We start from the raw sequence: 19,202 nt of genomic DNA on the forward strand, positions 1-19,202 counted from the left end.
GATTCGGCCATCACCGTCCACCCCACCGGGCTTGCGCCGCGATTGTCGGTACCCCCGCCTACGATCCGCTCATGCACTCGATCGATACCGCGCAGCGTCGCGCCCGATTGGCCACCAGGCATCGCCTCGCGCCGTCGGCGCGTTCGGCCGACCCCGTGGACATCGCCCGTTCGATGGTGGTTCTGCACGCCACCGATCCGGCGACGGTGTACCTGTCGGTCGGTGCTCGAGGCGTCGATCTCACTCCCGCCGATGTCGAGAAGGCGCTGTACGACGACCGGGCCCTGCTTCGCATGCTGGCCATGCGCCGCACGATGTTCGTCGCGCCGACCGAGTTGCTACCGGTTCTGCAGGCCTCCACCTGCGATGCGCTGGCCCACAAACAACGCCGCACGTACGGTCGCTATATCGAGCAGGCGGGCGTCATCGACGGTGACATTTCGACGTGGCTGGCCGACGTCGAAGCCGAGACCCACGCGGCGCTGCTGACCCGCGGCGCGGCAACCGGTGTCCAGCTGAGCAAGGACGTGCCACGTCTGCGCACCCAGATCGACGCCGCCCCCGGAAAGTCCTATTCCAAACCGACCAGCATCACCACCTGGGTGCTGGTGGTGCTCGGCGCCGAGGGCCGAATCGTGCGCGGCCGCCCGAACGGCAGCTGGACCAGCAGCCAGTACACCTGGGCCCCCGTGGAAACCTGGCTACCCCAGGGGTTTTCACCGCTGTCCGCCGCCGAGGCTCGCGTCGAACTGGTGCGCCAGTGGTTGCACGCCTTCGGCCCGGCCCCGATCACCGACCTGAAATGGTGGACCGGCTGGACCCTCGGTGAAGTCCGGAAAGCTCTGGCCGAACTCGACACAGTCGAAGTAGACCTCGACGGCACCGCCGGCATAATCCTCGCCGACGACCTCACCCCCGTCCCCACCCCCGAACCCTGGGCAGCCCTGCTCCCCGCCCTTGACCCCACCCCGATGGGCTGGCAATCCCGGGACTGGTTCCTCGGCCCCCACGCCCCCGCCCTCTTCGACACCAACGGCAACATCGGCCCCTCCATCTGGGCCGACGGCCGCATAGTAGGCGGCTGGGCCCAACGCCCCGACGGCGAAGTGGTCACCCGCCTCCTGGAAGACGTGGACACCGACACCCAGAAGCTGATCGACGCCGAAATAGACCGCACCACAATCTGGTTCGGCGATATCCGAGCCATCCCCCGCTTCCGAACCCCACTACAACGCGAACTCACCGCCTGAACCGACAACTATTCGGAAATATCTTGCCGATTCGACCAGAACGGGCCGGGCCCTGGTCAGCGCAGATACGAGGCACCGTTGACGTCGAGCACGGTCCCGGATGCCCAGGTCGCCTCGGGCGATGCCAGGAACCGCACCGCCGCGGCGATCTCCTCGGGGGTGCCGACGCGGCCGAACGGACTCTGTGCCTTGACCGCCTCGGTCACCCGCTCGGCAACACGTTCGGTCGCGACGAACCCGGGCGCGACTGCGGCAACCGAAATACCGTGTGGCGCCAGCGATACCGCCAAGGACTGTGCGAGTGCGTGCACCCCAGCCTTGCTCGCCCCATAGGCGGGGTGATCCGGTTCGCCGCGAAAAGCGCCACGCGAACCGATGTTCACGATGCGCCCGGCGACTCCACGCTCGATCATGTGCCTGGCCGCACAGTACGACGTGTTCGCGGTACCGAGCAGATTCACGTCCACCGTTCGGCGCCAAGCCCGCTGCCATTCCTCATAACTGGTGTCGGCCAGCGGATGCGCGATGTTCACCGCCGCATTGTTCACCAGCACATGCACCGTCCCGAGGCTCTCGATCGCCGCATCGACCACCGACGCCGCACCCTCCGCGGTCCCGAGATCACCACAGATCGACACATGCCCCACACCCGGCAACTGCGCCAACGTCGCAGCCGCGTCCGCGCGCCGCGACGAATAATGCACCGCGACCCGATCCCCCTGCTCCGCGAACGCCACCGCGATCGCCCGCCCGATCCCCCGCGAAGCACCGGTTACCAACACTCCACGACTCTCCTCAACCACACCACCCACCCTGCCACAGCAGCCCCATCCCATCCGCACCCCACATTGCGCACCTACCACCTGCGCAGAAGAGTTCGTCACAATGGTCAGGTGAATGCTGAAGAGCCCGAATGGATTCGGCTGATGACCTACGAGGCCACCGAGGACGCGCCGCGACCGATCAGCGCCCTGCGCGGTTGACTGCGCGACCGTGGAATCGACTGGATGCCCTTCTCCGCCGACGACATCCGTATCGATCTCATGCGAGCCCGGCATTCCGACGGCCGCATCGGCTGCGCCGTCGGCATAGCCATCCGCAGCAAGGCCCTGCGCCCACTGGGTCTGCACCCCGACCAACCGGAAGCGCAGCCCACATACCCGTCACCACCGGCGTGGTGGCATGCCGCCGCCGACCGCAGCCCCTGGGCACAGACCTGAGCTATCGGTCGGCGACGTCGATCAGCACGTCTTGATCGTCGGCGGTTCGACGCGACCTCACATGTCCAGGCCGAGGTCGAGTACGCGGACCGAGTGGGTGAGGGCGCCGATGGCGAGGTAGTCGACGCCGGTGCCCGCGTATTCGGCGGCTCGGTCGAGTGACAGTCCGCCGGAGGACTCGAGTTTCGTCGCGGGGGCCGCAGCATCGCGGCGCTGGACGGCGGCCTGGGTCTGCCAGAGGGGGAAGTTGTCCAGCAGGACGAGTTCGACGTTTTCGGCGAGGACAGCGTCGAGTTGTTCGAGGCTGTCGACCTCGACCTCGCAGGCGATGTCCGGTGCCAATGCGCGGACCGCGCGCAGGGCGTTGACGACCGAACCGGCGGCCACCACGTGGTTGTCCTTGATGAGGGCGGCATCGCCGAGCCCCATGCGGTGGTTGACGCCGCCGCCGACCCGGACCGCGTACTTCTGCAGGGCGCGCAGGCCGGGCAGCGTCTTGCGGCTGTCGCGGATCTTGCACTCGGTGCCGTCGACCGCGTCGACCCAGTCGGCGGTGGCGGTGGCGATGCCGGACAGGTGGCACACCAGGTTGAGCATGGTTCGTTCGGCGGTGAGCAGGCCGCGGGTGGGGGCGACGACGCTCAGCACCGAGGTGCCCGGCTCCACCCGGGTGCCGTCGGCGACCCGCGCGGTGATCTCGTAGGTGCCCGCGCCGAGGACCTCGTCGAGCACGAGCAGCCCGATGTCCAGGCCCGCGACGGTGCCGTGCTGGCGCGAGACGACCGAGGCTTTGCTCACCGCGTCTTCGGCAACGGTGGCGATCGTGGTGACGTCGGGCCCGTAGCGCAGGTCCTCGTCGAGGGCGTTACGGATCAGCGTCAGCAGCTCATCACGGTCCAGAGTGGCGTCCAGTGCCATCACCGCACTCCTAATATCTCGGGCGCACAGTGCGCCTGGGTCGATACGGCGGAGCGGGTCACCACTCCACCGATATTGCTTGTCCGACTGCGATTTCCGGATGCGACCCGCCCGCACGAGCGATCTCGGCCGGAAAGTCACTGGTCATCGCACGCCGAGGGGCACCGCACCGCACTCCGTGGGCAGGGTGGACAGTGCGAACGTGCCCTCCGGCGAGAGCCGAATCGCCGTACTGTGCCGCTGATCCTCGACCGCGCCCGGCGACTCCGCACGCGTGTGGCACCCTCGGCTCTCGGTACGCGCCGCCGCCGCGACGAGCAGCGCACGCGCGGTCACCGTGAGCGACGCATCCTCGATACGCCGCAGATGCTGGGCCGCCGCCGGCGCATCAGCAGTAGCCGAGTCGAGCAACGACACCGCCGACACCGCCCCGTCGATCCGCCTGCGCGCCCGCGCGAGGCCGTCGCCGTCACGCACCACGGAGGCATGCGCGGTCATCGCCTGCTGCACCACCGAACGGTCGGCGAATTCCACTGTCCACGAGGAGATCTCCTCGACCCGAGCGCGAACCCCGACCCGCTCGGCCGCCGCCACACCGGCGCGCTCACCCACCACGAGCCCTTCGAGCAAGCTGTTGGAGGCCAACCGGTTGGCGCCGTGCAGCCCGGTCCTGGCGACCTCGCCCGCCGCGTAGAGCCCGGCGACACCGGTGCGCCCGTGCGTATCGGTGAGAACGCCACCGCACTGATAGTGCGCGGCAGGCGCGACCGGAATCAGTTGCGCCACAGGGTCGATCCCGGCGGCCAGGCACGAGGCGGTGATCGTCGGGAACCGCTGGGCGAACCCTTCGATGGCGCGGGCGTCGAGGAAGACATGGTCGGAGCCGAGCGCCCGCATCCGCTCGGCGATCGCCCGCGACACCACGTCACGAGGCGCCAGGTCACCACGCGGGTGCCCAGCCGTCACCGAGTTCCCCTGGGAATCAACGAGTATCGCGCCCTCGCCACGCACCGCCTCGCTGATCAGCGGTCGCCTGCCCACCCCGCCGGGCGTGTACAGCACCGTCGGATGGAACTGCACGAATTCGAGATCGGCCACGGCGGCCCCGGCCCACAACGCCAGCGCCACACCGTCACCGGTCGCCCCCGGCGGATTCGTGCTCAGCGCGTAGAGCTGCCCCAGACCACCGGTCGCCAGCAGCACAGCGGGCGTATGCACGACGCCGAACCCGTTGTCCGACACCGCGATCACACCCTGTACGCCCTCGGCACCGGTCACCACGCGCAACGCGGCGGCACCGAACAGCACCGGCAATCCCGCCGCGTTGAGCGCGCGCTGTACCTCGGCGCCGGTCGCGTCCCCACCGGCGTGGATGATGCGACGCGTGCTGTGGCCGCCCTCGCGGGTGCGCGAGATCTGCCCGTCACGACCGAGGTCGAACACCGCGCCGAGGTCGGTCAGCGCCGCGACCGCGGCCTGGCCACCCTCGACGATCGAACGCACCGCGTCGACCTCGCACAACCCGGCACCGGCCTCGACCGTGTCGAGCACGTGCGAGTCGACCGAATCACCGAGCGGTGCGACGACCGCGATGCCGCCTTGCGCGTACTGGGTCGACGTGTCGGTCGGACCGCCCTTGCTCAGGATGAGCACCCGCAGCCCGCGCAACGAGGCCGTGCGTGCCGCCGTGAGCCCGGCGACGCCACCGCCGATGACGACCAGGTCGACCTCGGCCTCCCAGGAAACAGGAACCGTCATGGTCGTTACCGACTCGGCCGCACTGTGCCGGTCACTCGCCACCGCCGCCGGAGTTGCCGATGGCGATCATCCGCTGCACCGAGGCGCGACCGGCCTCGGCCATCGCCAGGTCGACGTGCACCTCGTCGGCACCCTCGACGAGGCAGCGCAGCAGCGCGGCCGGAGTGATCATCTTCATGTACTTGCAGGACGCGCGATCGTTGACGGCCTGGAAGTCGATCCCGGGGGCCGCCTTGCGCAGCTGGTGCAGCATGCCGATCTCGGTCGCCACCAGCACCTGGTTGGAGTGCGATGCCTTCGCCGCGTCGATCATCCCGCCGGTCGACAGGATGTGCACTCGCTCGGCCGGGAACGCGCCCTCGCCGGCCAGGTACAGCGCCGAGGTGGCGCAACCGCACTCCGGGTGCACGAACAGCTCGGCATCGGGGTGGGTGCGGGCCTGTTCGGTGAGCTCGTCGCCGTTGATGCCGGCGTGCACGTGGCACTCGCCCGCCCAGATGTGCATGTTCTCGCGCCCGGTCTCACGCTTGACGTGCGCGCCGAGGAACTGGTCCGGCAGGAACAGCACTTCGCGGTCGGGGTCGATCGAGTCGACCACGTCGACGGCGTTGGAGGAGGTGCAGCAGATGTCGGTGAGCGCCTTCACCTCGGCGGTGGTGTTCACATACGACACCACCATCGCGTCGGGGTGCTCGGCCTTCCAGGCGCGCAGTTCGTCGGCGGAGATCGAGTCGGCCAGCGAGCAGCCTGCGCGCTGGTCCGGGATGAGCACGGTCTTGGCCGGGCTGAGGATCTTGGCCGTCTCCGCCATGAAGTGCACGCCGCAGAACACGATGGTGCCCTCTTCGGCCTCGGCCGCGATGCGCGACAGGGCCAGCGAGTCGCCGACGTGGTCGGCCACGTCCTGGATCTCGGGCAGCTGGTAGTTGTGCGCGAGGATGGTCGCATTGCGTTCGCGCGCCAGGCGGCGCACCTCCTGCGCCCATTCCGGCGTCGCCTCGACACCCGCGTAGCCGGTGGGTCCGTCGAAGACCGAATCCATCAGCGTCCGCTGTGCAGTCGTCGTCGCCATGGTGGCTCCCTTCATCGTGCGAGCGGCTCCATCGCCGCGATTCGCACCAAACCAGGTTTTCGACTTACAATCGAAAACGTGCCCCATAGTAACACCATCCACGAATCGCTCACCGCGGTGTTCCAGGTTCGCCGCTTCCCTTCGAGCATTTCCGCAGGTAGAGGAGCCAAGCACCCGGAGTTGGCGGTTCTGCTGTGGGAACGCGCGCTCGATCCGCAGAAAGGCACGTGGTCGCTACCCGGCGGCCGCCTGCGCGACGACGAAGACCTCGACACCTCCGCCCGGCGCCAGCTCGCCGAGAAGGTCGACGTGCGCGATCTCCACCACCTCGAGCAGGTGTCGGTGTTCAGCAATCCCGACCGGGTCCCCGCCCCGCGCCGCATCGCCTCGGCCTACCTGGGCCTGGTTCCCCTCACCACCGAACCCGAACTCCCGCCCGACACCACCTGGCACCCGGTCTCGAATCTGCCCGACATGTCCTTCGACCATCGCACCGTCGTCGACCACGCCCGTACGCGTCTGGCCGCCAAACTCTCCTACACCAACATCGCCTACGCCCTGGCCCCCGACACTTTCACCATGTCGACCCTGCGCGAAATCTATTGCGCCGCACTCGGCTACGACGTGGACACCACCAACCTCCAGCGAGTCCTCACCCGCCGCAAGGTGATCACCCCCACCGGCGACACGGCACCGTCCGGCCGGGCAGGCGGCCGCCCCGCGGCGCTCTACCGCTTCACCGACTCCGGCCTGCGAGTAACCGACGAGTTCGCCGCCCTCCGTCCCCCGACCTGACCGAAGTGCACACTGCACCTATGAGCGAATCGCAGTGCGATATCCAGCCCGCCCCGCCGTTGCGGTTGACGCCGGCGTGCACCGTCTACACCGGAATCGTGCGCCTCGCGATGACAGGCCGGTTCTTCCAGTCCCATCGAGCACCGGCCGACGAGTTCGGCGCGTTCGTCCCGCACGTTGCGCCCCTGCCGCACGACGGGCCCGAACCCCAGGTGTGGGCCGAGGCCTATGTCATGAGCACCTCGTCCTCCGCCGCCGGTGGGTTTCCCTCCGGCGTCGAATACGTGCGCGGCGCCTACCTGGCCGATCCGCGCGGCGGCACCGACCGATGGCTGCATCTGGGCGGAGCCGCGCACATCGGCAAAGGACTCACCCTCGGCTACCGGATCACCGTGCAGACCACGTAGCGGTGACAGTCGGTCCCGGAAGTTGTCGGTGGCCGGTGTCACACTGCGGACATGGACAACGACGCGACGGACGCGAAGCAGACCACCTCCTACGACGATCCGGATGCTCCCTGGAACAAGGAGTTCTCCGAGGAGGAGATGGCAGGCTGGAACGACGGGGTCATCACGGAGTTCCGCGAGAACCAGGGTCGGGTCGGGGGCGACTACGCGGGCGCCACCCTGCTGTTGCTGACGACCACAGGCGCCAAAAGCGGTAAGCCGCATGTGGTTCCGCTCGGTGCGCTGTATCGCGGCGACCTGATGTACGTGAGCTCGTTCATCGAGGATCGGTATCCGGCCTGGTATCACAACGCCAAGGCCGACCCCCGGGTCACGATCGAACTGGGCGGCGAGAAGTTCGCGGCGACGGCCGACGTGCTCACCGGCGAGCGGTACGACGAGTTCGCGGCATGGGCACTTGCGGAGAACTCCTTGCTGGCCGAATATCAGGCCAAGGTCGACAAGCCGCTACCGCTGGTGGTGCTGACCCGGACCACCTCCCCGGAGTAGACAGCACGCGGCACGCCCTCAGGTGCGGGGCAGAATTCCGAGCAGCAGCGCGTCGATACCCGCGGCGAACACCGAGTCGTTGTCACGCGGTCCCCCGCCGGCCGACGCCGTCCCGAACAGCGCGATCAGGTTCGGGTAGTCACCGGCCAGATCGCCGGTCGTGGACGCGAGATCGGCGCCGAGGCCGCCGGTCGACAGCCCCGCCGCTTCCTGCGCCGCAAAATTCGCACCCCAGCCCGACAGCATCGCCACGCCCATCATGGTCGCGCCCGCGTCGAGCCCGGCAGGGGCGAGAGCGCCGACCATCCGATCGAGGTAGCGCACCGAGTTCGGTCCCATGACAGCAGGTTCGGCCTGCACCAGCCAGGGGTGTCGGCGGTGCAGCGTGCGGGACTGTTCGGCGAGCGCGAGCACATCGGTGCGCACATCGCCGGTCGGTTCCGGGTAGTCGTACTCGCCGGCGACACGGTCGACCATGAGCGCGATCAGGTCATCCTTGCCGTCGACGTAGCGATACAACGACGCGGCGGCGGTGCCGAGTTCGTCGGCCACGCCGCGCATCGAGACCGCGCGCAGTCCGCCCGCGTCGGCCCGCCGCACACAGGCCTCGGCGAGTTGATCGAGCGTGTACGCCGGGCGCGGTCCCGGCCGTGGCGCCGCGCCACGCGACCACAACGAGGCTCCGGTCTTCGTCATACCTGTCAGCATGCCGCAGATCAATAGTTGCGAACACTGTTAGCAGATGCGTATCCTCATTGCGAACACTGTTCCCAATGAAGGGAGATCGCCGTGCATGCCATCGAATCGGCCGCACTGACCAAGACCTACGGCAAGAACACCGTGGTCGACGCCGTAGACCTGCGGGTGCCACCCGGCCAGGTACACGCGCTACTTGGCCCGAACGGCTCGGGCAAGACCACCACCGTGCGCATGCTGGCAACCCTGGCGTGCCCCACCTCGGGCCGCGCCGCGATTCGAGGATTCGATACCGTCCGCCAGACCGACGACGCGAAGCGGCAACTGGGCTTGGTGGGGCAGTTCCACGCGGTCGACCCACGTCTGACGGGACGCCAGAATCTCGTGATGCTGGCCCGCCTCAACGGCTTCCACGCCGCTGCGGCTCGCAAGCACTCGAACGAACTGCTCGACCGATTCGAACTGGCCGAGGCTGCCGATCGCGTGGTCAGGACCTATTCCGGCGGCATGCGCCGCAGGCTCGACATCATCGCGGGCATGATCGTGCGCCCCGCCGTCCTGTTCCTCGACGAGCCGACGACCGGGCTCGACCCACACAGCCGCAACGAGATCTACGGCTACGTCCGAGATTTCGTCGCCGAAGGCACCACCGTGCTGCTCACCACCCAGTATCTCGACGAGGCGCAGCGCTTGGCCGACGCCATCACCATCCTGCAAGCGGGACGAGTGATCGCGGCAGGCACACCGGAACAGATTCTGGCGACCGTCCCCGCCGGGCTCGACGTCGTCATCGAAGATCCGCACCGCTACCACGAGGTGCTGTCGGTGCTCGATGGATTCGGCGGCTCACCGACGGATCCCCCACCGGACCACCAGCATTCGCCGATCGGATTGTCGTTCACCTTCTCCGGCGAAGCTCCCGGCCTGCTGCCGGTCCTGCGCGCGCTCGACGGCGCGGGCATCGCCGTCCGCGACATCGGTGCCCGCGTCACCACTCTCGACGACGCGTTCCTCGCGCTCACCGGTCGCGATCGGGTCACGGCATGAGCGCCGTCGACACCCGTGCGGTGTCGCTGTTCACGGGCGCGTGGGTGCTGTTCCGGCGAGTACTGACGAACTACCGCAATTCCCCTGGTCTGTTCGCGATCACGCTGGCCGCGCCCTTGGGCATGATGCTGCTGTTCGGCTTCGTCTTCGGCGGCGCGCTGGCGAGCGGCGGCGATGCGAGCGCATACCGTTCCTACCTCGTGCCGGGGGTGCTCGTCCTGGTCGCGGCCATGGGTCTGACGTCGACCGCGATGACCTCGAATGCCGACCTGCACAGCGGTTTCACCGACCGGATCCGCGCACTACCTCTGTCGGCGGCGGCGGCACCGGCGGGGTACGCGCTGGCCGAGACCGTCGTCGGCATCCTCGCGCTCGCACTCATGGCGGGAGCCGGCTACCTGATGGGCTGGCGAATCGACGCGACGCCGAGCGAGATCGTGGTGGCGATCGCGCTGCTGCTCGCGTTCCGTTGCGCGCTGTCCTGGCTCGGCATCGCGCTCGGCGCGGCGGTCCGCGACGAGCAGATGCTGCAACAGACCGCGCCGTTGATCTTCGGCACGTTGATGTTCTCGAATGTGTTCGTACCGACCTCGTCGATGCCGACGGTGATCGCGGTGATCGCCGAGTGGAATCCGGTCAGCAGCCTCGTGGCCGCGCTGCGCGAACTGCTCGGCGCCGACCTGCCGGCCCCGGCCGGTAGTGCCTGGCCGATGCAGCATCCCGTCGCGGCGGCGACCGCCTGGATGGTCGCACTGTTCGCGCTCGCGGTCCCGATCGCGATTCGCCGGTATGCCAACGATTCCTGACGGGTCCGGGTCAGCCGGCGTACCGGCGATCGCGGTGCTTCGGCGAGCGGCGGTAGGCGCGTCCGCTGGGCACCGCGGTGGCGGCGGACGAGCTGCGCAGGGCGTGGCGGCGGCGCCAGGCGACCAGATCGGGTCGCTCGGCGGGCGGCTCGGTGGATTGCCCGGCTACGGTCTTCATGGTCTTGGTCCTCCCCCGAAATACGTTGCTGCCAGGATAAGGAGCGGGTCCGACCACATTCCACTGGTTTTCGGTGAACCGATCCCTGGCGCTCGCTATTCCTTGTCCACCGCCGTCTCGGGCCCGGTCGGCTTGCTTGCTTCCCGCGGCGCGGGCTTCTGGTCGATCGGCGCACCGATCAGCACATCCGCCCATCGCGTTGTCGGGTCGATGTCGAACAGCAGCGCCTTCACCAGCAGCGTCAGCGGAATCGCCAGCAGCGCGCCGAGCGCGCCGATCACCCACGCCCAGAACACCAGCGACAAGAACGTGATGGTGACCCCGAGGCCCACGGCGTCACCGACGAACTTGGGCTGAATGATCGACTGGATCACGAAGTTGATCGCCGAATAGACCACGATCACCCAGATCATCAGCACCGGACCGCTGTCGAGCAGAGCCAGCAGCGCGGGCGGGATGACACCGATGACGAACCCGATGTTCGGGATGTAGTTGGTGATGAACGACAGCAGCGCCCACAGGATCGGCAGCGGTACCCCCATCAACCACAGTGCCCCACCATCGATCACGGCCACGATGGCGCCGAAGATCGTGGACACGATGAGGTATTTGCGTGTCCCGGTGACGAAATTCTCCAGTGCCTGCGCGATCGCGGGCCGCTCGCGAGCCACGATCGCCAGCCTGCGGTCCATCGTCATCCCGTCGACGGCCATGAACAGCAGCAGCGCCACGACGAAGAACAGATTCGAGAAGACTCCGAGCACACCGCCGACCAGTTCTTCGATGACACTCGCGGCCTTACCCACGTCGATGCCGCTGAGCGCCTTGTGGATCTGGTCGGAGCTCACCCCGAGATCCGACAGCCAGTGGCGCCCGTGGTCGAGCAATTCGTTGAGCTTGTCGGCATATTCGGGCAGCAGCGAGGCCAGCTGCACCGCCGACAGTGCCAGTGCCCCACCGATGCCGAACAGGATCGCGATCACCGCCACCAGCGCCGCGGCCATGCCGAGCCAGGCAGGCCAGCCCTTGCGGCGCGCCCAACTCTGGATCGGTTGCACCGCGATGGTCAGCATGAGGGCGAGGAAAACCGGTCCGACGATGCCGGAGAAGGCTTTCAGACCACCGATGGTGACCACTCCAGCCCCGAGCGAGAGCAGCACGATCAGACCGCGTGGAATCGACCATTGGACCAGCGGGGCCGGGGGTGCGGTGTCGGTGCTCGGCTCGGACATGCGCCGAACGGTAGCCACGCGAAGACGCCGCCACCTCCCCCATTCCGGGTGAGATCCGCGATCAGGCGGTCTTCATCTGCGGTTTCGGCGGCGGGGCCGCGGTGCTGCGGGTGATCCGCGCCGATACCCAGAACCCCAGCTCGACCACCCAGAACACCAGCAGCGCCGCGGTTACCACCAGCACCGGGACCGCGAGAAAGACCAGGGACGGCACCGCGATCAGCAACCATCCGAGCACATCGACCGCACGCGCCCCACGAAGCCGGCTGCCGAGGCGTACCGCCGTCCACATCATCCAGCGTCGCGGCACCGAAACCCTGGCCTCGTGCAGGCTGCGCCGGAATATCCCGTCGGCGTCGGCGGGGCCGACTTCGCCTGTGCGGCACAGATAGTCGTGCAGGATCGCGGCTCTGGTGTAGGCGCCGTAGCGCGGGATCAGCCACACCAGCGCGCGCGGCACCGAGGCGAAGTCGGTGCGGAATCCGGCAGGCACCGTGAAGGTTTCGACCGCGCCCTGGTAGGTGAGCGGTTGGGTGAGCCGCCAGAATTTCGCGTCCAGTTCCTCGACGACCGGACCATCACCGATGAATCCCACGACCGTTCCTCTCACACTCCAGCAGGCATCTACCTGCTGTTATGCGAAAATGGTATCGCGCGAAGGTCGCTCAGCCGCGTGGTTGCGAACTCGGATCGAAATCGCCGCTCGGCCGATACTGTTCGGCACCGTAGGGCAGCCGGTAGTCGTCGGACTCGTCGTCGAAATCGGCCGGACGCAGGTCGCCGAGCAGCCCGGCCGCGCCGGAATGGAGATCGACGGCCGGGTGCAACGCGGCGAGGAACAACAACACCAGGGCGGCCAGGAACGGCTGGATCAGCAGCGCGAGATCGGTCCCGACTTCCGCGGGCAGCGCGACGATCTGGCCGATCGCCGGATCGTCGGGACGCGGATGACGCACGCCCGCAACCCATTCCCCGATCCACATCATCAGCACAGCGCCCAGTCCCGAGGCGAGCAGCATGCCGAGCACGAGCGCGGGCCCGCGCGTGGTCCGTACCCGCCACGCCCCGACCGCACTCAGCACCGCGACCACCGCGCCGAAGCACAGGAACATCCCGACCGCGTCGAACAGGTGCAGGCTCTCACCGGTGAGCACCGCGGCGCGGCCGGGCTGAGTCACCCGCAACCGCTCGGTCGGTGCGAGCAGCCCCCACGCCACTCCGGCCGCCACACTCGCCACCAGCACCACGGCCATGACGATGCCGACGCCGACGACCTCGCGCCGCAACACCTCGGGGCGCTCCCCGCGGCCGAGCACTACCGGCGTTCCAACTGTGCCGATTCGATGACGCCGTGCCGTGAGCACTTGGCCCACCAGCCGTCGGGGCTGATCTGCACGATCATCCGGCGTCCACACTGCTCGCAGAATCGCGGCGGTTCGAGACCGAGCGTGGCCGACGCGGGCGTGACGTCGTCGATCCCGGGCACGATCCGCTTGCCGGTGAACGGGTTGTAGCGCTCGTCCAATGCGGTTACCGCCTCCGTGAAGTGTGACTCGGCGGTCGCGTCATCCCTGCCGACCTGGGTCGATACTCGATCGTACACAGCGTTTTACAGGGTTTCGTTGAGCGCCTTGATCGGCATGCTCAGCTCACCGAGCAGATCGAGGTCGGACTCGGCGGGACGGCCGAGGGTGGTGAGGTAGTTGCCGACGATGACGGCGTTGATCCCGCCGAGCATGCCCTGCTTGGCGCCCAGGTCGCCGAGGGTGATCTCGCGACCACCCGCGAAACGCAGGATGGTGCGGGGCATCGCGAGCCGGAACGTGGCGATCGCGCGCAGCGCGTCGGCGGCGGGCAGCACCTCCAGGTCACCGAACGGGGTGCCGGGTCGCGGGTTGAGGAAGTTCAGCGGGACCTCGTCGGGGTTCAGCGAGGCCAGCTGCGCGGCGAACTCGGCGCGCTGCTCGATGGTCTCGCCCATGCCGAGGATGCCGCCGCAGCACACCTCCATGCCGGCTTCGCGCACCATCCGCAGGGTTTCGAAACGCTCCTCGTAGGAGTGGGTGGTGACCACCTTGGGGAAGTGCGACTTGGCGGTCTCGAGGTTGTGGTTGTAGCGGTGCACGCCCATCGCGGCGAGCTGGTCGACCTGCTCCTGGTTGAGCATGCCCAGCGAGCACGCGACCTGGATGTCCACCTCGTTGCGGATGGCCTCCACACCGGCGGCGACCTGCGCCATCAGGCGCTCGTCGGGGCCGCGCACCGCGGCGACGATGCAGAACTCGGTGGCGCCGGTCTTGGCGGTCTGCTTGGCCGCTTCGACCAGGCTGGGGATGTCGAGCCAGGCCGCGCGCACGGGCGACTGGAACAGACCCGACTGCGAGCAGAAGTGGCAGTCCTCGGGGCAACCGCCGGTCTTGAGGCTGATGATGCCCTCGACCTCGACCTCGGGGCCGCACCACTTCATCCGCACGTCGTGGGCGAGCTCGAGCAGCGCTTCCAGGTGTTCGTCACCCAGGCGCAGCACCTCGACGGCCTGCTGCTCGGTGAGGCCCTCGCCGCGCTCGAGCACCTGCTCACGGGCGATAGCCAGAATATCGGTCTGGACGGGTGCCTGCGTCACGACGTGATGTCCCTTCGACGGGGGTGTGCGCACGTGCCGTGGGTGTGGTCCACCCGGCGTGGCCGTGCAACTTGAACGGTGTTCAGGATAGGGTAGCGGCTACGAGTGAACCACGACACTCGGGTCGCAAAATTGTCGGAAGGACGCGCGTGCAACTGCGGAAGACGGATGTGGTCGATGCCGCCGTCGCGATTCTCGATCAGTACGGGCTCGCCGATCTGACGATGCGCAGGCTCGCGGGCTCGCTGCAGGTGCAGCCGGGGGCGTTGTACTGGCACGTCAAGGACAAGCAGACCCTGCTCGGCGCGGTCGCCGACCGGATTCTGGCCCCGATGGACGAGCCGATCTCAGCCACCGAATGGCCCGCGCAGCTCACCGAGCTGGCGCATCGACTGCGCGACTGCCTGCTCGCCTATCGCGACGGCGCCGAACTGGTCTCGGCCACCTACGCCTCGCGCCTGACCACCAGCAAGGCGCGTGAACGCCTGGCGGGCATTGTGATCCGTGCCGGAATGACCAGGGAGGAAGCCGATCTCACGGCCTACACCCTGCTCTACTACGTGCTGGGCCAGACCGTCGACGAGCAGTCGCGCATGCAGATGGACTCCGTCGGCGCGCTGCCCGAGGACAACACACCGTTGCTCGACACCCCCGACCCCACCGCGCGATTCGACTTCGGCTTGCAGCTGTTCATCGCGGGCGTGCGCACCATCCTCGGGACCCGGGTGCGCTGATCAGGGCGGGTCGTTGCGGTTGGCTTCCTGATAGCGCCGCACGAACGGCAGTACCTGCGCTTCGATGATCGCGTTGTACTCGGCGGGTCGCTGAATCGGATTCGCGTGCTCGATCTGGTTCGGCCGCACCACCAGCAGGGTGCCGTCGACGCCGCCGGACTGTTCGATCAGCACCTGGTGCGAATACTCCACGTCCACCACGCCGTCGCGGGCCGCCTCACGCGGCCGGATGAACACGATCGCCGGGTTCCGCTTGTCCGGGTTCGGCTTACCGAGCGCCCGCAGATCCGCGGTGCCACCACCCGCGACGATCGCCAGGAACTGCGCCTCGATCAACCCGTTGCCGGCGGCGTCGCGCGAGAAGATCTTGTCGCGCAACACCTGCGCGGACGCCTCGCGCATCGCGCGCCAGTCGATATCGAACAACAGCCCGTCACGCTGCGCGAAACGTTCACGCCGAGCCGACATCTCGACCGCGAAGCGCAGGATCCGGCTCTCCCTGGCACCGGGTAACCAGCCAAGCCACCGCACCAGATCGGCCCCGCGACTACGACTCTCCGGGCGGACCGCGTCCAGATTCATCGGCGTGCAGTCGAGCAGAACGGCCACCAATCGCCGATCGCTGCCCAGGTGGATGTGCCGCGCCACCTCCAACGCGATGATCCCGCCCATGCTGTGCCCGACCAGCACGATATTGCGCACATTGCCGTAGCGCGCGGCCCGCACGATCATGTCGGCGATGACCTTGGTGTCGATACCGGCGTTGTCGTAGCGCACCGCCCATACCACCCCGAGTCGACTGAGCGCGGGCAGGGCCTTGGCGGTCGGCGTCGCGTTGACTCCCCCGAGCCCGGCCATATCGACGACGGCGGTATCCCAATCCCGGGCATCGGCAGGCAGATTCGCGGGCAGCAACTCCGGTGAGGTCTGTGCCAGCCGCTCGCGTTCGGGAACCACATCGTGAACCCAGTACTGCCCGAACACGATCATCGCGACCAGCAGGAACCCGAGAATTCGCAGGAGCGCCAGTCTGGTCCGGCGCCAACTGCCCCACGTGTGTCCGAGCTGGGTTTCGCGCAACCGATTCCGCCGACGCGCATCGTCGAAGTCCGCGACGGTGGACGGATGCCGATCGAATGACGACATACTTCCACTGTAGGGACACTCGGATCCGAGCGCTTCCGTCCGCCGTCGCGATCCGACGCGGGGCGCCGGCCGGGTTGTCACTGCTCCGACGACTCGTACCGTTGCGCGTAGTGCGTCGGTGGTTCGCCGAAGATCTTGCGGAAATCGCGGCTGAGGTGCGGTTGGTCGGCGTAGCCGAGATCTGCCGCGAGCGCGGCCCAGTCGATCTCGACCCCGTCGGCGAGCCGCTCGGTGACCTCCTGCAAACGGTAGCGGCGGATCACCCACTTCGGTCCGATGCCGACGTACTCGGCGAACAGCCGCTGCACCCGGCGGACACCGGTCCCGCAGCGCCGCGCGAGCGCGTCGACCGTGGTGATGCCCGGGTCGTCGGCGATCATCGCCACCATCCGCGCTGTGTTCTCTGCCGCCGGATCGGCGACGGGCAGGTGCGCGCGGAGATGTCGTTCGACCGACCCGACATCCACCGGATCGGGCACTCGGGGGCCGAAAACTGTTGTCGCGTCGACCACTCGATCCCGCAGGGTCGCTACCGGACCGTCCAGGAAGCGACCGAACATACCCGGCCGGAAGGCGACACCGAACACCGAACCCGAACCGGTGAGCTCGCGGTGGACATGCGAGGACGAGGGACCGTGCAGTTCGGCGCGGCCGTCGCGGAACGTCAGGTGCACGTTCGGCAGCGGTGCGACCAACTGCCGATACGGTCGCTGGTAATCCCAGGTGACGACCCAGTACCGCTCGACGTACCGCGCCAGGTCACCCGACGGCGCGATGAACGTATGGCGCTGCGACAGCTGCCAGGCGCCGCCCAGTTCGCGGGGGTCGCGTTCCACCCGGCGAGTCTATGTCGCGTTTGTTCAAGACAGCGCCCTCGTCGCGGTGGTTACCTCGGTACATGTCCGAAACCGAACGTGTCGCGCGTGCCGCGACGACATTGTCGAAGATCATCCGCACCGTGCAGCCGAGCCGGCTCGCCGACCCGACGCCCTGTGCCGAGTTCGACGTCCGAGCGCTGCTCGCTCACCTGCTGTTCTGGGGACCGTCGCTGATCGGCGCCGCGCGCAAGGAAGCGGTGGCGCCCGCCGAATCCACTGTCGATCTCACCGCGGACGACTGGGCCCCGGCCCTCGACTCGCACCTCGACGAGCTCGCCACCGCATGGGGTGACCCCGCCGCGTGGCAGGGCGTCACCTATATGGGCGGACCCAGGGAACTTCCCGCACCGCTGGTCGGCGGGATGGTGGTCGGCGAACTGATCGTCCACGGCTGGGACCTCGCCCGCGCGATCGGCAGCACGCCACAGTGGGACGACGACCTGCTGCGTGACACCTACGACGACACCGCCGCCACCGCCGATCAGGGCCGTGAGATGGGTATCTACGGCCCCGAGGTACCCGTCGCGGCCAGCGCCCCGCTGATCGACCGCATTCTCGGCCTCACCGGACGCGACCCCGCCTGGCCATAGGCTGTCCCGGTGCCGCCGGCCACCCGGCGGCACCGTCAACTACTCTCCACCGATTCCCTGGTTTCGTTCGGACTCGCGGCCGGCTGCCTCGGCACTGCCACCGCGACGACCGGACGTCCGGGAAACCATCGATACATCGCGGCCGCGCCGCCGAGCCCCGCCACCGCGAGTGCTCCCGCCGCCGCGCCGAGCACCGTCACCGCGCTGATCGCGCCGACCGCGATCGGGCCCGCGAACATCCCGATGTCGTGGGTGAGCCGCCAGGCACCGAGGAACTCCGCGCGCTGACCGGGCGGCGCCACATCGGCGCCGACGGTCATGATCACGCCGTTGCTCAGCCCGTTGGCGAAGCCGAGCAGCACGGCGACCGCGGTGAGTCCGACGACCGACCCCGCGAACGGCAACGCGGCATACCCCGCCGCGAAGGCGATCATGGCGGGAACGCCGATCGCCTTGCGGCCGTATCGATCCAGCCAGATCCCGGCCGGATACGACATCAGCACGTCCACCGCGCCCGCGATGCCGAACACGATACTGGTGGTCGCCGCGTCGGCGCCGATGTGCACCGCCCACAACGGCAGCAGCGATTGCCGTGCCGCCCGTGCCGCTCCCATGAGCAGGGCGCCGAGCCCGAGCGTGCTGAGCAGCCTGCGATGTTCGACCACCACGGACCGAATCGTGTTGTCGCTGAGTACCGTCGGCGAACCGTCGGTCTCGGGCATGGCGAATACCAGCGCACCCGCGACGAGCATGGCGACGAGCTGGATCCACAACCCGCCGACCGGGCCGAACCAGTGCACCGCGCCCGCGCCGAGGAAGGGGCCGGCGAAGAACCCGAACCGCATCCACCCCGCCAGCGCCGAAAAGGCCCGTCCCCGATCAGCACTCGGCACCACGGCCACGATGTAGGTCTGTCTGGCCAGCCCCCACACCGCACCCGACGCGCCGTTGATCAGCAGCCCGACCGCGAACACGGCGATATTCGGCGCGAGGATGGCCACGAGCAGACCCAGCGCGCAGGTGAAGGAACCGAGCGCGATCGCCTTGCGCTCACCTATACGCGCCACCAGCCGGCCCGCGGGCAGATCGCCCAGGATGAGCCCGAAGCCCATCATGGCGACCACCACGCCCGCGGTACCGACCGACGCGCCGAGTTCGAGTGCGCGCAGCGGCAGCATGGGAGCCGCTGCGCCCGAACCGATTCCGTAGACGGCGGAGGGAACGAAGACCGCCAGCGCCATGGACCGCAGCTGCGTCACGACGCCGCCACCGACCGGCGAGTGCCGTGTCGGTCGCTACAGCC

Annotated in this window: 23 protein-coding genes; 9 read left to right on the top strand and 14 right to left on the bottom strand. The window is 68.4% G+C overall.

From position 1 onward, the window contains the following. Window positions 1-71 precede the first annotated feature (71 nt). On the top strand, window positions 72-1,250 hold the full coding sequence (locus ACFVJ5_RS33270) for a winged helix DNA-binding domain-containing protein (protein WP_379226335.1): 1,179 nt from the start codon (window positions 72-74) through the stop codon (window positions 1,248-1,250). A gap of 56 nt (window positions 1,251-1,306) precedes the next feature. Here the strand turns inward: ACFVJ5_RS33270 and ACFVJ5_RS33275 are convergent, their stop codons facing one another. Further along, the gene (locus tag ACFVJ5_RS33275; RefSeq protein ID WP_379226337.1) at window positions 1,307-2,032 is read right to left on the bottom strand and encodes an SDR family NAD(P)-dependent oxidoreductase; all 726 of its coding nucleotides are present in this window, start codon (window positions 2,030-2,032) and stop codon (window positions 1,307-1,309) included. A gap of 225 nt (window positions 2,033-2,257) precedes the next feature. On the opposite strand from ACFVJ5_RS33275, the gene ACFVJ5_RS33280 reads away from it, so the two are divergent. Continuing rightward, window positions 2,258-2,470, top strand: a complete 213-nt coding sequence (locus ACFVJ5_RS33280; protein ID WP_379226339.1) for a hypothetical protein — start codon at window positions 2,258-2,260, stop codon at window positions 2,468-2,470. Between the two features lie 57 nt (window positions 2,471-2,527). Here the strand turns inward: ACFVJ5_RS33280 and nadC are convergent, their stop codons facing one another. The 3 genes from nadC to nadA form a co-directional block, all read right to left on the bottom strand. Next, window positions 2,528-3,388 carry a carboxylating nicotinate-nucleotide diphosphorylase gene (gene nadC / locus ACFVJ5_RS33285; protein WP_379226341.1) on the bottom strand — a complete coding sequence of 287 codons (861 nt, stop codon included), beginning with the start codon at window positions 3,386-3,388 and terminating at the stop codon, window positions 2,528-2,530. Between the two features lie 144 nt (window positions 3,389-3,532). Further along, window positions 3,533-5,146 (bottom strand): L-aspartate oxidase, encoded by a 1,614-nt coding sequence (locus ACFVJ5_RS33290; RefSeq protein WP_379226343.1) that lies wholly within the window; start codon window positions 5,144-5,146, stop codon window positions 3,533-3,535. 31 nt (window positions 5,147-5,177) lie between these two features. Continuing rightward, a complete protein-coding gene (gene nadA / locus ACFVJ5_RS33295) occupies window positions 5,178-6,218 on the bottom strand; it encodes a quinolinate synthase NadA (protein ID WP_379226345.1) in 1,041 nt (346 codons plus the stop codon). A 78-nt stretch (window positions 6,219-6,296) separates the two neighbouring features. Here nadA and ACFVJ5_RS33300 point away from each other — a divergent pair, with 78 nt between their 5' ends. The 3 genes from ACFVJ5_RS33300 to ACFVJ5_RS33310 are packed head-to-tail and all read left to right on the top strand — an operon-like array spanning window position 6,297 to window position 7,969. Further along, window positions 6,297-7,013 (top strand): NUDIX domain-containing protein, encoded by a 717-nt coding sequence (locus ACFVJ5_RS33300; protein ID WP_379226347.1) that lies wholly within the window; start codon window positions 6,297-6,299, stop codon window positions 7,011-7,013. Between the two features lie 20 nt (window positions 7,014-7,033). After that, window positions 7,034-7,420 carry a hypothetical protein gene (locus ACFVJ5_RS33305; protein ID WP_379226349.1) on the top strand — a complete coding sequence of 129 codons (387 nt, stop codon included), beginning with the start codon at window positions 7,034-7,036 and terminating at the stop codon, window positions 7,418-7,420. A gap of 51 nt (window positions 7,421-7,471) precedes the next feature. Further along, window positions 7,472-7,969, top strand: a complete 498-nt coding sequence (locus ACFVJ5_RS33310; protein ID WP_379226351.1) for a nitroreductase/quinone reductase family protein — start codon at window positions 7,472-7,474, stop codon at window positions 7,967-7,969. An 18-nt stretch (window positions 7,970-7,987) separates the two neighbouring features. Here ACFVJ5_RS33310 and ACFVJ5_RS33315 read toward each other — a convergent pair whose 3' ends face one another. Continuing rightward, window positions 7,988-8,665, bottom strand: a complete 678-nt coding sequence (locus tag ACFVJ5_RS33315; protein ID WP_379226353.1) for a TetR/AcrR family transcriptional regulator — start codon at window positions 8,663-8,665, stop codon at window positions 7,988-7,990. 93 nt (window positions 8,666-8,758) lie between these two features. On the opposite strand from ACFVJ5_RS33315, the gene ACFVJ5_RS33320 reads away from it, so the two are divergent. Further along, a complete protein-coding gene (locus tag ACFVJ5_RS33320; protein WP_379226355.1) occupies window positions 8,759-9,712 on the top strand; it encodes an ATP-binding cassette domain-containing protein in 954 nt (317 codons plus the stop codon). Further along, the gene (locus ACFVJ5_RS33325; protein WP_379226357.1) at window positions 9,709-10,518 is read left to right on the top strand and encodes an ABC transporter permease; all 810 of its coding nucleotides are present in this window, start codon (window positions 9,709-9,711) and stop codon (window positions 10,516-10,518) included. The genes ACFVJ5_RS33320 and ACFVJ5_RS33325 overlap by 4 nt, the downstream gene beginning before the upstream one ends. A gap of 10 nt (window positions 10,519-10,528) precedes the next feature. Here ACFVJ5_RS33325 and ACFVJ5_RS33330 read toward each other — a convergent pair whose 3' ends face one another. From ACFVJ5_RS33330 to bioB, 6 genes are all read right to left on the bottom strand, one after another. Next, on the bottom strand, window positions 10,529-10,696 hold the full coding sequence (locus tag ACFVJ5_RS33330) for a hypothetical protein (protein WP_379226359.1): 168 nt from the start codon (window positions 10,694-10,696) through the stop codon (window positions 10,529-10,531). A 95-nt stretch (window positions 10,697-10,791) separates the two neighbouring features. Then, complete coding sequence (locus tag ACFVJ5_RS33335; RefSeq protein ID WP_379226361.1) at window positions 10,792-11,928, bottom strand: AI-2E family transporter; 1,137 nt, start codon at window positions 11,926-11,928, stop codon at window positions 10,792-10,794. 61 nt (window positions 11,929-11,989) lie between these two features. Further along, the gene (locus ACFVJ5_RS33340; protein ID WP_379226363.1) at window positions 11,990-12,523 is read right to left on the bottom strand and encodes a DUF1353 domain-containing protein; all 534 of its coding nucleotides are present in this window, start codon (window positions 12,521-12,523) and stop codon (window positions 11,990-11,992) included. A 70-nt stretch (window positions 12,524-12,593) separates the two neighbouring features. Then, entirely contained in the window at window positions 12,594-13,244 is a 651-nt protein-coding gene (locus ACFVJ5_RS33345) for a DUF2567 domain-containing protein (protein ID WP_379226365.1), read from the bottom strand. After that, window positions 13,244-13,453, bottom strand: coding sequence for a hypothetical protein (locus tag ACFVJ5_RS33350; protein WP_067459555.1), 210 nt, complete (start codon window positions 13,451-13,453; stop codon window positions 13,244-13,246). The genes ACFVJ5_RS33345 and ACFVJ5_RS33350 overlap by 1 nt, the downstream gene beginning before the upstream one ends. An 84-nt stretch (window positions 13,454-13,537) precedes the next feature. Next, window positions 13,538-14,551, bottom strand: coding sequence for a biotin synthase BioB (gene bioB / locus ACFVJ5_RS33355; protein WP_378637307.1), 1,014 nt, complete (start codon window positions 14,549-14,551; stop codon window positions 13,538-13,540). 149 nt (window positions 14,552-14,700) lie between these two features. On the opposite strand from bioB, the gene ACFVJ5_RS33360 reads away from it, so the two are divergent. Further along, a complete protein-coding gene (locus ACFVJ5_RS33360; protein ID WP_358115294.1) occupies window positions 14,701-15,285 on the top strand; it encodes a TetR/AcrR family transcriptional regulator C-terminal domain-containing protein in 585 nt (194 codons plus the stop codon). On the opposite strand, the gene ACFVJ5_RS33365 is transcribed toward ACFVJ5_RS33360, so the two are convergent. Both ACFVJ5_RS33365 and ACFVJ5_RS33370 read right to left on the bottom strand, forming a co-directional pair. Then, window positions 15,286-16,431 carry an alpha/beta fold hydrolase gene (locus tag ACFVJ5_RS33365; protein WP_379226367.1) on the bottom strand — a complete coding sequence of 382 codons (1,146 nt, stop codon included), beginning with the start codon at window positions 16,429-16,431 and terminating at the stop codon, window positions 15,286-15,288. A gap of 77 nt (window positions 16,432-16,508) precedes the next feature. Beyond that, the gene (locus ACFVJ5_RS33370; protein WP_379226369.1) at window positions 16,509-17,267 is read right to left on the bottom strand and encodes a DUF6597 domain-containing transcriptional factor; all 759 of its coding nucleotides are present in this window, start codon (window positions 17,265-17,267) and stop codon (window positions 16,509-16,511) included. 62 nt (window positions 17,268-17,329) lie between these two features. On the opposite strand from ACFVJ5_RS33370, the gene ACFVJ5_RS33375 reads away from it, so the two are divergent. Beyond that, on the top strand, window positions 17,330-17,899 hold the full coding sequence (locus tag ACFVJ5_RS33375; protein WP_379226371.1) for a TIGR03086 family metal-binding protein: 570 nt from the start codon (window positions 17,330-17,332) through the stop codon (window positions 17,897-17,899). Window positions 17,900-17,934: 35 nt separating this feature from the next. Here ACFVJ5_RS33375 and ACFVJ5_RS33380 read toward each other — a convergent pair whose 3' ends face one another. Beyond that, the gene (locus ACFVJ5_RS33380; RefSeq protein ID WP_379226412.1) at window positions 17,935-19,140 is read right to left on the bottom strand and encodes an MFS transporter; all 1,206 of its coding nucleotides are present in this window, start codon (window positions 19,138-19,140) and stop codon (window positions 17,935-17,937) included. Window positions 19,141-19,202 lie beyond the last annotated feature (62 nt).

The sequence above is a fragment of the Nocardia sp. NPDC127606 genome, from assembly GCF_042671725.1.
GTDB lineage: Bacteria > Actinomycetota > Actinomycetes > Mycobacteriales > Mycobacteriaceae > Nocardia.